Below are 12563 nucleotides of genomic sequence, written 5' to 3'. Positions count from 1 at the left end.
AAACAAAATATGAAAAAAGAATATTATACAGATGAGACTTTTTTAGCTCGGTGGATTGAAAATGATCTATCAACAGAAGAGTTAAAACAGTTTAAAAATTCTGAAGAATATCATCAATTTAAAAAAATAAATGACGCTACAAAGTTATTAAAGGTACCTGACTATAATTTAAAAGACGCTTTTAGTACTGTTTCAGAAAAAATAGCTCACAAAAAGAAATCAACAAAAATTTTAAGACTAAAACCTACTTGGTTATATAGTGCTGTTGCTTCTATTATTTTATTTTTAACTATTTTTTATTTAAACAATGATAATAATACGGTTTTTTCAACAACTTATGGAGAAAAAATGGTTGTTACCTTACCTGACAATTCTGTTGCACACCTTTCTCCTTTGTCTAGTTTAAAATTTAAAAAAAACAACTGGAACAATAAAAGATCTTTATCTTTAACTGGAACTGCATATTTTGAAGTAGAAAAAGGTCAATCTTTTACCGTAAACACAAACGAAGGAAATGTTGTTGTGTTAGGTACAAAGTTTACTGTAAACACCTCAAGTAATTTTATTGAAGTACAATGTTTTGAAGGAAGTGTAAAAGTTACTTCAAGAAATAATAAAAAAACAATTCTAACTAAAGGAGAAGCTTTTAGAAGCTATAAAAATAAAAGTGAAAATTGGAAATTTTATTTAAAAAAACCTTTATGGGTAGATGGTGAAAGTAATTTTAATAACGCCCCCCTTAGTAAAGTAATTTTAGCTTTAGAAAAACAATATAACCTAAAAATAAACACCAGTAAAGTAAATATCAATAAACGTTTTACAGGTACTTTTACTCATAAAAATGTTAATATCGCACTAAAAACTGTTTTTGCTCCTATGAAAATTTCTTTTAAATTAGCAAAAAATAGCTCAGTGATATTAAAATCTGATGAATAAAAAAATAAGTATTCTTTTTATAAGCTTAGCAATGTCTGTTTTTTCTCAAGAAAAAATAGACATTGCTTTTTCTAATGCACCAATATTAACGGTGTTAAAAAAAGCGGAAGAAAACTTTAATGTTAAATTTTCTTTTGATGCTTACATTACTGAAAAAGTTTTTTTTTCCTTAACTAAAAAGAAGTGCTCATTACGAGAATTTATAATAGCAATAGAAAATAAAACACTTCTTAAATTTAATAAAATAACAAATAAGTATTATTTTATTACTTTACTAGAAAAAAAAGAGAATTATAATCTCTTAAATGAAGTTTTAATAGATAGTTATGTTACATCTGGAATTAATAAAAATAAAAACGGATCTATCGCTATTCTACCACAACAGTTGGGAGTATTACCTGGTTTAACAGAACCAGATGTGTTGGAAAGTTTAAAAATTATACCTGGTGTGCAAAGTCCTGACGAAACAGCTGCTGGAATATACATAAGAGGTGGTACTCCTGATCAAAATTTAATTTTTTGGGATGGAATAAAAATGTATTATTCTGGTCATTTTTTTGGAATGTTATCTGCCTTTAACCCATATACCGCAAAAAAAATAACCCTTTCTAAAAGTGGGACCCAAGCCAGATATGGTAATAAAATTGCTGGTGTAATTGACATAAAAACAATAGATAGTATCCCTCAAAAAATAACAGGTGGTTTTGGTACTAACATGACACATGCTGATGCTTATATAAGAATTCCTTTATCTAAAAAGACAGCTTTCACAACTTCCCTGAGACGTTCTTTTAACGATGTTTTTAACACCTTTACTTTTGATAAATTATCAAATAGAGTTTTTCAAACAATTAATGCTAATCAAGAAAGAAATATACTAACTAAAAACGTCTCTTTTAACAGAAACAATCATTTCTTTTTCTCTGACTATTCAGCTAAATTCATATATAAACCTACACCTACTCAAAGCCTATCTTTTAGCTATTTACATACTATAAATGAGTTATCTTATAACTTCGAAATACCTATTTATAAAGATAATTATATAAATGACTTAGATATTAGAAGTAACGGTTTAAGTATTGTTTGGAACAACGAATTAACGTATAAATTAACACAAAATTTTAAAGTATATTTCTCTAACTTTAATTTAAACTATCATGGTAACTACAACTATCTTGATAATTACTTAATCAAAAAGTCCTCAAAAAAAAATTCAGTTAACGACTTTGGTTTTTCATACAATATAAAATATAAAGTTAATAATCGCACAAGTTTTTTATTCGGTTATGACTTTTTATCAAACGAAACTGAATATTTATTAGAAGACGAAACTGAATCTAAAGATAACGGTACTAATAACTCTATTCAGCAAGACAAAGGAACTAATAATACACATTCTTTTTTCTCTGAATATATATATGATACTAAAAGTTGGAAAATAAATGCTGGTGTCAGATTTAATTATTTTAATAAAATAAACGAATCAGTCTTAGAGCCAAGACTTTATTTAGAAAAAAAAATAAACAATAGTTTAAACTTTAAGGTTTCTTTAGAACAAAAACATCAAATATTAGGACAAATAATAGAGTTTCAATCCTCTAGCTTAGGCTTCGATTTAGAGAATCAAATTTGGGCACAAGTAAATAATAATAATATTCCACTACAAAAAAGTTTTCAAGTTTCATCAGGATTAATTTTTAATAAAAACAAATGGAAAATAGATTTTGATACCTACATTAAAAATGTAAGCGGTATGACCTCTCAAACAAGAGGTTACAATGATCAAACAAAAGATTTTTCTAATGGAGAAGGAAAAATTTTTGGTATTGATGTACTTATTAATAAAAAATTTAGAAACTATCGAACCTGGGTTAATTATTCATACACAAAAAATCAATTTAAATTTTTAGATTTAGAAAACACTTTCTTTCCTTCTAATCATGATATCACAAACTACTTTTCATGGTCACATGCTTTTAAGTATAAAAACTATGAATTTTCGTTAGGATGGATGCATAGAACAGGAAACCCTTACACTGAAGCTCTTGAATTAAAAACGAATACTAATAACGGAAATCTTGTAATTGTATTAGACACCAACAATATGAATTCTAAACGACTACCTAAATATCATCGTTTAGATACATCTATAACATATTCTTTTAACTTTTCAGAAAACTGGAAAGGTAAATTTGGAATATCTATTTTAAACATATATAATCAAAAAAATATTATTAATAGAACTTACACAGCAATGCCTACGCTAAACAGTGATAATACTATCTCTTATGAATTAGCAAAAGCTGATAAACTTTCTTTGGGTATAACTCCAAATTTTGTTTTTAGAGTATATTTCTAACTTTACTATTACGTAAAGTTGTTTTTGCTAGTATTTTCTATATTTTTTAGATTCTTCAAAAACATGTTCTAGAATTTTTTTCTCCTTTTCATCAAACTCTATATCACGTCTTTTCATTACAACTTCTGCTACTTCAAAAACTTTATTTGTTTTATACTCTGTAAAACCAGCTGCTCCACCCCAACTATAAGAAGGGACAAAGTTTCTTGGAAATCCAGTTCCAAAAATATTTGCTGACACTCCTATAACTGTCCCTGTATTAAACATGGTGTTAATACCACACTTAGAGTGATCTCCCATCATTAATCCACAAAATTGCAATCCTGTTTTAGCAAAACGCCCCGTTTCATAACTCCATAATTTTACTTCAGCATAATTGTTTTTCAAATTAGAATTATTGGTATCAGCTCCTATATTACACCATTCACCAATCACTGAATTTCCTAAATACCCTTCATGTCCTTTACTAGAGTATCCCATTAAAATAGAGTTATTAACCTCACCTCCTACTTTACAACATGGTCCTAAAGTAGTTGCTCCATATACTTTTGCTCCCATTTTTAATACTGATTTTTCACACATTGCTAATGCCCCTCTAACAAGAACACCTTCCATAATTTCAGCATCTTTACCAATATATATTGGTCCATTAGTTGCATTTAAAGTAGCAAATGATAGTTTTGCTCCTTCTTCAATAAATATATCTTTTTTATTTATATAGTTAACTGTTTCTGGTATAGGCTCAGACTCTCTTCCTTCAGTTATTAAATCAAAATCAATCTTTATTGCTTTATCATTTAATGAAAAGATATCCCATGTATTTTTTATTTGAATGATTTCTTCTTCAAATTCAATTTGTTTATATAAAGAAAAATCTACTTCCTCTTGTGTATCTTCTGTATAAAAAGCAATGACATCTTCTCCTTTAAAAATAGCTTGATTTTTAGATAAACTTTGTATTTCTTTAATCAATGACTTTGTTGGTAAAAAAGAAGCATTTAACAATACATTTTTTTCCATTTCAACCATTGGGTACTTCTCTTCTAAATATGCTTCCGTTATGGTAGTAGTTGTTGATCCTAAATATTTTTCCCATTTTTCTCGAATCGTTAAAATACCAACTCTAATATCAGCTACAGGTTTAGTATACGTAAAAGGTAAGAGTGATGTACGAACATCACCATCAAATAAAATGTAATTCATCTTATGCTTTTAATTTTTACAAATATAAAATATTGATGGTTAATTACCCTAACAAAAAAACACTATTACCACATATTAAACCCCTACAAATAACTACAAAAATCATATTAACAACATTAAACAACACACAAACAACATTTTGCATTTTAAACTTTATATGTTTTTAGTTTTTAACTATTTTACTAGGAGTATTAATATTACTTTTGTTTTATGAAAAAAATATTAACACTTATTATTGGCGTTATCTTGGTAATTGCTAGTTTGTATTACGCGTTTATATATTATGTTCCTTACAGCGAAGGGGTTCGTTCTGGTGAATTAATAAAGATTAGTTACAAAGGTGTACTTATAAAAACATGGGAAGGAGAAATAAGTCAAGGAATTTCTGGAGCACAAATTTTTTCTTTTTCTGTTGAAGATCAAAAAAAGAAAGTAATAGCTGATTTACAAAAATTTCAAGGTCGCTATGTTAAAGTTACCTACAAGGAGCGTTATGACGCTTTACTTTGGTTGGGAGATACCAAATATTTTATAACAAAAGTAGAAGAAGAAGTTTCTCCGCATTTTAGAGGATTAAAGCAAGAAAATGAGCAATAAAAAATACAAACAGGTAGCAGAAACTTATATTACGATTTCTGAATTAATGCTTCCTTCACATGCCAATTTTAGTGGTAAAATTCACGGAGGATACATATTATCATTATTAGATCAAATAGCTTTTGCTTGCGCATCAAAGCACTCAGGAGAATACTGTGTTACCGCATCTGTCGATACAGTAGATTTTTTAAACCCAATTGAAGTTGGTGAATTAGTTACCATGAAAGCGTCTGTAAATTACACAGGACGAACCTCAATGGTTGTTGGTGTTCGTGTCGATGCCGAAAATATTAGAACAGGAGAAAAAAAACATTGTAATTCTTCTTACTTTACCATGGTTGCCAAAGATGATGAAGGAAAAAGTATTGAGGTTCCTGGTTTAATTGTTAAGAATGATATTGAGGTTAGTCGTTTTTTAAAAGCTATAAAACGAATTGAAATGAAAAATAAACGTCAAGATGAATTTGATGGGGATAAATTTACCCCACATGATTACGTAAAAGAACTAGAAAATTATAATGTAAAAATTGAATTATAGTTTATGTCTGAAATTATAGATTTAAGTCAAGAAATATTTGAAGGGATGCCAGTTTATAAAAGTCTTCCTCAAGTAAAAATGACAGTTCATAATACGCACGAAGAATGGGACGGAATTAAAAACCCAGCAACAAAAACTCCCGCGGTTTATAAATTAGAAATGGGAGAACATACCGGAACTCATGTTGATGCTTTAAACCATATGGAGGCCAAATATATTGGTAAATCTATTGACACAATGCCACTTTCTATGTTTTATACAGAAGGAATTTGTTTAGATTTTTCACATAAAAAACTACAAGAACTAATCACTACTAAAGAAGTTAAAACGGCTTTACTTAAAAGCAACCAAACCATAAATAAAGGAGATACAGTTCTTTTATATACTGATCATTATCGCAAACATTTTAATACTGATAATTGGGGCAAAGGTCCTGGAATTACAGCAGAATGCGCTCGTTGGTTAGGTGAACAAAAAATAGCCGCTTTTGGTGTTGAAACCATGTCACCAGGTATTCCAAAAATTTCTAATAAAGAAGTACATCATATTTGCGGGGAATTAAAATTTACGCATTATGAAAATATGATTAATTTATATAAATTGATAAACAGAGGACGATTTCGCTTTATAGGGCTTCCTTTAAAAATAAGAGGCGGTACAGGCTCTCCTGTAAGAGCTGTTGCTGTTTTTGAATAAAAAAAATCCGAAGTTAGCTAACTTCGGATTTTTTATGCTGGTTTAGCTCTTAAAAATTCTTATTATCTATTAAGGTTCCTGCTAATTGTAATAATTGCAATTCAGCATTTTTGGCTGTATATTTTGCATTACTTACACTTAATTCTGCATTAATTAAATTTACTTGTGCTTGACGGAAATCAATCGATGTTACTTGCCCTAATTTATAACGCTCGTTAGTTCTATCAAAATTAAGCTTATTTGTTATTACATTTTTTTCTTGAGCTTGTAATGAAAACAAGGCGTTTTGATAAGTTTCCCAAGCATTATTTACATCTCTTTCTAAACGTTCTTCTTGTTGTAATTTTTGAATCTCCTGTGTTTCTAATGCAATCTTTGAGTTTGTAACATTCGTTTTGGTACGTCCACCATCAAAAATATTCCATGATAAGTTTACACCTGCGTTTAACCCTTTACGTGTATTAGAAATCGGACTAAATGCATTAACAGCATCGTTATTACTTTTTACCCAAGCATACGAACTTGTTAAACCGATATTAGGCATCCATCCAGATTTATTAACCTTAACATCTAATTGCCTCAACTCAATATTCTTTTGGGCTTGTAATAAATTAGCATTGTTAATTTTTGCTTTTTCTAAAACATCAATTAAATTTAAATCTATTGCATAATTCACATCCGTATTTACAGTAATTGGTGTGTTTACACTTCTACCTAAAACTACGTTTAAATCTCTTTTAGCATTCGCTAATTCTCTTTTTATATTGATGTAAGTAATACTATCATTATTCACATCAACTTCAGCATTTAAAACATTTAACTTCGTATTTTGACCGTAATTAAAACTATAATTTGCTCTTTGTAAACGCTTTTTTGAAATCGCTAAAGTTTGCTTTTGTGTAGTTTCATTTTCAGTTAATCTACCAACTTCATAATAGGCCAAAAACAAAGTCGTTAATGTATTTTCAATTACTTGACGCGCTTGTAACTCTGTTAAATTATATAGTTCTTTTAAACGTTTAAACGTATTCTGTCTGTTAAAACCATTAAAAATGGTATAATTTAAACCAATCGAAGCATTATAACTTTTAGACTCTGCTCCAGACACCGAATTTATGGTTCCGTTTTGAAACTCATTATCAGAATCATTGTTACTATAGGTAGCTCCAGCATTTCCAACTATTGTTGGTAAATAACCACTATTGTAAATACTTTTATTATTTTTAGCCGTTTCTAAGTTGTTTTTAGTAACTCGTATGTCATAGTTATTTTCTAAGGTAATTTCTACCGCTTTTTCTTTCGTTAAAACTTCTTGTCCATAAAAAGAAATAGTCACTAATAAAAATAAGGTATTTAAATATGCTGTTTTCATCTTGATTTTCTTTTTACTATGCTGTTTCATCTTTTTCAGATTTTAATTCTTTAATTGCTCTTTCAACTTCTTCTTTTGTTGGCTTTTTTCCTTCCCACAACCATTTTGTATACACTTTCGAATAGTTTGCTATAGATAATAAAATAGGTAATGTTAGCAAGGTTAAAAAAGTAGCTATTACGATTCCGTATGCGATTGATATTGCCATTGGAATTAAAAATTGTGCCTGACGACTTGTTTCTAAAATCAAAGGAGCTAAACCAGCTACCGTAGTTATCGTGGTTAAAAATATGGCTCTGAATCTTGATTTTCCTGCCGCAAATAAAGCTTCTTCAAACTCTAAACCTTCTTTTAAATAACTATTGAATTTACTTATCAATACCAAACCATCGTTTACCATAATTCCTATTAAAGCAATGATTCCTAAAAATGATAAAATATTTACTGGAAATCCGTGAAACCAGTGTCCCCATGCAACTCCTATCAAACTAAAAGGCACCATAATTAACAACATAAATGGTTGTCCGTATGAGCGGAATGTAAACACAATTACAATATAAATCAGCAATAAAATTACAGGACCAACTAAAGTTGCAGAGCTTGAAACTTTTGATGCTTCTCTATTCTGACCTTCATACAAAGCCGTTACTGATGGATATTTTGCATTAATTTGAGGCATCAATCTTGTTTTAATATCATTTAAAACATCTGTTGCACTTCCTTGCGCATCTTTTAAATCAGCATTTACTTTTATTTCTCGTTGCCCATCTAAATGATTTATTGATATTTCTCCACGTTGAATAGTATAGGTTGCTATTTCTGATAACGGAACTCTACTTCCGTTTGGAGTAACAATTCGCATATCATCTAAATTTTTAATTGATGAACGCTCTTTTTTATCATAACGAACCCATACTTTTATTTCATCTTGGCCACGTTGAAAACGCTGTGCTTGACGACCAAAAAATCCGCTTCTGATTTGCGACATTACATCGTTTAAATTCAAACCTAACAAATATGCGTTGTCTTTTAAACGCATGTTTATTTCTTTAATTCCCTGTGGATCATTATCTGTAACATCCTTTAAATTCTGATTTTTAGTTAACTCAGCTTTTAATTCAGTTTTTGCAGCTTTTAATTCTGATATGTTATTACTTAATAATGATACAGAAACCGGACTTCCTCCAAAATTCCCTCCTGAGCCAAAAGTTAACGACTCTACTCCGTAAATATCTCCTACTCTTTTTCTGATTTCGTTGGTAATTTCACCCGAACTAAAAGTTCTTGTTTCACCTGGTAATAAATTGATTCGCAAAGATGCCTTTGCTGAACCTGGTCCAATTTGTTTTAAAACATTTTCAACTACAGGCTCATTGGTAATCGCATATTTTTTAGTAAATTCTTTTTCTACTTCCCATGTTTTAGCTTCGATGATAGAAATAATACTATCTGTAATTTTTTCGTTAGTTCCTTGTGGCATCGTTAAATTTACCGAAACACGATCACTAGCTATTGATGGAAAAAAAGTTCCTTTTATAATTCCTCCTTGGAAACCTCCCATAGTAATCATCAATAAAGCAACTGGGATTACCAATCCAAAAAATTTATTATTTAATACAAATCGTAATGCTGGCGCGTATAATTTATCACGCATAAAATCCATGAAATTTTCAGCATACTTATTAAAAGCATACAATTTCTGATTTCTATCCAATGCTTTTGAATGTGCAACGTGCGCTGGTAAAATAATTAAAGCTTCAACTAACGACAAAATCAATGTTAATGCAACTACGGTAGCAACTTCTCCAAAAAACTCTCCGATATTTCCATCTAAAAAGAAAAATACTGAAAAAGCTAAAACCGTTGTGGTAATTGCCGAAATAATTGGCGGAACAACTTCCATAGTTCCGTCAATTGCAGCCCTAATTGGGTTTTTACCTTTTTCATAATGATGGTAAATATTTTCAGCAATTACAATTCCATCATCCACCAAAATACCGATAACGATAATCATACCAAATAATGACAATACATTAATGGTAATATTAAAGTATCCTGCCAACATAAACATTCCGAAAAAGGCTACCGGCAATCCTGCAGCTACCCAAAATGCTAACCTCGGACGTAAGAATAATGATAAAAATAACATCACTAATAACATTCCTTGCCACGCATTTTTAAATAATAATTCGGTACGCTGGTTTAAAGTAATTGAGGAATCACGTGTTATTTCAATATGAATATTATCATGTTCTTTATTAAACTTCTCTATATATTCATTAATTTTCTCTGCTGATGATAATAAGTCTTCATTATTCGTATTATTCACCTGAATTCTTACCGCTAAATCTCCATTGTAAAAGTTTCTATTTGGTGTTTCGTTCCAAATGTCTTTTACCGTTGCTACATCTTTTAACCTAATAATAGCCCCTGAACTTTCAGTCTTTACCACTAAATTATCTAATTCATCACCATAATAAAAACGATTATTTGCACGAATTAAATACTCTTCAGCTTCTGTTTTTACTGAACCTCCTGTGGTTAAAATATTTGCTTTTGATACTGCATCTGCAACTTGATTAAACGTTAAATTATATGCTAATAAATCGTTCTCTCTAACAGCTATTTCAATTTCTTCGGCTGGATAACCAGAGATAGATATTTGCGAAATACCGTCTATTCTTCTAATATCATTTTCTATATCCCTAGCAATACTTTTTAATGATTTTAACGGTATTTTATCTCCTGTAACTACAAAACTGATGGTTTCTGCTATTTTTTCAATTTTTGAAACAACTGCAGGTTCCATTCCTGAAGGAAAATTTGGTACTTTATCTACCGCATTTTTAACATCTGCTAAAACCACATTAATGTCATAGCCTTTTAAAATTTCAACTGATATACTTGCTGTATTTTCTGAAGATGTTGATGTAACCCTATCTACCCCAACCAATCCTTTTAAATTATCTTCAATTTTTAACACAACTCCTTCTTCCATTTCTTGTGGTGACGCACCTGGATATGCTACATTTATATTAATAAATTTAGCATCAGTTAATGGAAAAAAAGACGATTTTAAAGATGAAAAACCAAAAGTTCCTAATACCACAAAGGCAATGATAATGATGTTTACCGCTACTGGATATTTTATAAAATATGCAATTACTTTTTTCATATCTTATTTTTTTGATGTGTTTTTAGTTTCCGAAAAAATAGTAACTGGCAAACCAACATACGCTCCTGCTACTGGTTTTCTAACTAATATTTCTCCATTTTCCAATCCTTTTACAACTACTGTTTTTTCATTAAAATGAATCGGATTTACAGTTACCATGTCTAACTTATTATTTTTTACAACATATAGCGAAGTATTATCTACTAACAATTTTCTATCAATTTCAATCGCCTCAGTTGCTGTTTTTATAGGTACATTTGCCTCTAAATACATACCTTCTCTAACATCTTTTCCTTTCACTTCAATAAACACTTGAACGGTTTGTGTAGCTTGATCAATTTTACCATTGATTCGTGTTACTTTTCCATTCCATGTTTTTGTTTTTTCTAAATTATTCAACGTTACTTTTTTCCCTTTTTGCAACACATCAGCAAACGATCCGTTTACAGATAAAGCCAATTCAAAAACAGTATCATCAATAAATTCTCCCATTTTTTGTCCTGCACGTACCAAAGTTCCGTTTGTTACTAATGCTTCGGTAATAATTCCGTTAAAAGGCGCTCTTACATTGTATTTGGCCAAACGAGCTTCTAAATTTTTCACATTATAAAAAGTAGTATAGATATTTTTACCGGTGATAAAATACTTTTCTTTATCCGAACTTGGTTCTGGCAAAGGTTTTATAGTGCTTTTAATATCAAAATTTCTTAAATACACATCCCATTTTTGAAAAGATTCGGGATAATCCAATTGCATATCTGGCATAATTGAAGCAATTAAATTTTGTAACGTACTGCGTTGCGATTGAATTGTAGCGTAAAATTCTTGGTTATTAATACGTAATAAAGTTTGTCCTTTTCTATAAGAAACTCCTGCTTTAAATTCTTTTCCTGTTCCTTGTAAAACACCTTGTACTTCAGAAAAAATAGCGACTTTATTTTTAGCTGTTACACTTCCGTTTGCCGTAATTGCAATAGCTACATCTCCGTTTTTTACTTCTTCAGTAAAAACCGTTTTTTCTACTTTAACTGCTTTTTGTTTAGGTCGTTTTTTACTATTTTTAAAGTAATTAGATAAAGCAAATGACAATGCAAGTACTACGACTCCTACTCCTACGATGATTAATTTTCTCATGATTTATAGTTTAGTTGCAATGGCAACTTTTAGTTGATTTTTGTTTGTAAGTTTTCTTGGATCTTTTTTATCACTTTTATAGTTTGAGTTATTTCTTCTGATGATATATTTTTTTGTAACCCAGCTACAAATTTTTCTATGATTGGTAAAGTTTCGTTATATAACAACGCTCCTTTTTTGGTAATATGGATATTATTAATTCGCTTATCTAACTTAGATGGAATCCGAGCTACCAAGTTTTTCTTTTCCATTGTATTTACAAGCCTTGTTAACGATGTTTTATCTCTTCCTGTTAAACAAGCAAGTTCTTGTTGCGCTACTCCGTTTTGCTCTTGTACTTTTTTTAAAAAGACCCATTGTATTTTAGTTAAACAAATGTCTTTTTTACAAAAAAGCTCTTGAACATGATTATCAATCATTTTAGAAGTCCTTCCTAACCAAGGTACCAATGTGTTTTCGATTCCCATAAAACTATCTTAAAATTTTATACAAAAATACTCTTTAATCAAAATATAGTTGCATATGCAACTTATTAATTTTTTGTTAAAAA

10 protein-coding genes are annotated in these 12563 nt (G+C 29.6%); 5 read left to right on the top strand and 5 right to left on the bottom strand.

The genetic code is table 11. From position 1 onward, the window contains the following. The first annotated feature begins 9 nt into the window (after positions 1 to 9). Positions 10 to 936 (top strand): FecR family protein, encoded by a 927-nt coding sequence (locus tag BA195_RS13680; RefSeq protein ID WP_068706413.1) that lies wholly within the window; start codon positions 10 to 12, stop codon positions 934 to 936. Then, the gene (locus tag BA195_RS13675; protein ID WP_068706412.1) at positions 929 to 3298 is read left to right on the top strand and encodes a TonB-dependent receptor plug domain-containing protein; all 2370 of its coding nucleotides are present in this window, start codon (positions 929 to 931) and stop codon (positions 3296 to 3298) included. Before BA195_RS13680 ends, BA195_RS13675 begins: the two co-directional genes overlap by 8 nt. Before the next feature lie 27 nt (positions 3299 to 3325). On the opposite strand, the gene BA195_RS13670 is transcribed toward BA195_RS13675, so the two are convergent. After that, positions 3326 to 4501, bottom strand: coding sequence for a GlmU family protein (locus BA195_RS13670; RefSeq protein WP_068706410.1), 1176 nt, complete (start codon positions 4499 to 4501; stop codon positions 3326 to 3328). Positions 4502 to 4711: 210 nt separating this feature from the next. On the opposite strand from BA195_RS13670, the gene BA195_RS13665 reads away from it, so the two are divergent. Genes BA195_RS13665 through BA195_RS13655 form a run of 3 tightly spaced genes read left to right on the top strand, consistent with a single transcriptional unit; the run spans position 4712 to position 6332 of the window. After that, positions 4712 to 5098, top strand: coding sequence for a 6-phosphogluconate dehydrogenase (locus BA195_RS13665; RefSeq protein WP_068706408.1), 387 nt, complete (start codon positions 4712 to 4714; stop codon positions 5096 to 5098). Continuing rightward, on the top strand, positions 5088 to 5636 hold the full coding sequence (locus BA195_RS13660; protein WP_068706406.1) for an acyl-CoA thioesterase: 549 nt from the start codon (positions 5088 to 5090) through the stop codon (positions 5634 to 5636). Before BA195_RS13665 ends, BA195_RS13660 begins: the two co-directional genes overlap by 11 nt. A 3-nt stretch (positions 5637 to 5639) precedes the next feature. Then, positions 5640 to 6332, top strand: coding sequence for a cyclase family protein (locus BA195_RS13655; protein WP_068706404.1), 693 nt, complete (start codon positions 5640 to 5642; stop codon positions 6330 to 6332). 49 nt (positions 6333 to 6381) lie between these two features. Here BA195_RS13655 and BA195_RS13650 read toward each other — a convergent pair whose 3' ends face one another. From BA195_RS13650 to BA195_RS13635, 4 genes are read right to left on the bottom strand one after another with little or no spacing between them, the layout of a single operon-like run. Continuing rightward, the gene (locus BA195_RS13650) at positions 6382 to 7704 is read right to left on the bottom strand and encodes a TolC family protein (protein WP_068706431.1); all 1323 of its coding nucleotides are present in this window, start codon (positions 7702 to 7704) and stop codon (positions 6382 to 6384) included. Between the two features lie 16 nt (positions 7705 to 7720). Further along, positions 7721 to 10879 carry an efflux RND transporter permease subunit gene (locus tag BA195_RS13645; protein WP_068706402.1) on the bottom strand — a complete coding sequence of 1053 codons (3159 nt, stop codon included), beginning with the start codon at positions 10877 to 10879 and terminating at the stop codon, positions 7721 to 7723. Between the two features lie 3 nt (positions 10880 to 10882). Continuing rightward, positions 10883 to 12013, bottom strand: a complete 1131-nt coding sequence (locus BA195_RS13640; RefSeq protein ID WP_068706400.1) for an efflux RND transporter periplasmic adaptor subunit — start codon at positions 12011 to 12013, stop codon at positions 10883 to 10885. 29 nt (positions 12014 to 12042) lie between these two features. Beyond that, complete coding sequence (locus BA195_RS13635; RefSeq protein WP_068706398.1) at positions 12043 to 12480, bottom strand: MarR family winged helix-turn-helix transcriptional regulator; 438 nt, start codon at positions 12478 to 12480, stop codon at positions 12043 to 12045. Positions 12481 to 12563 lie beyond the last annotated feature (83 nt).

Source organism: Tenacibaculum soleae (genome assembly GCF_001693415.1).
Taxonomy (GTDB): Bacteria; Bacteroidota; Bacteroidia; order Flavobacteriales; family Flavobacteriaceae; genus Polaribacter; species Polaribacter soleae.
Note: the sequence above shows the minus strand (reverse complement) of the source record. Positions and strands in the feature narration are given on the sequence as shown.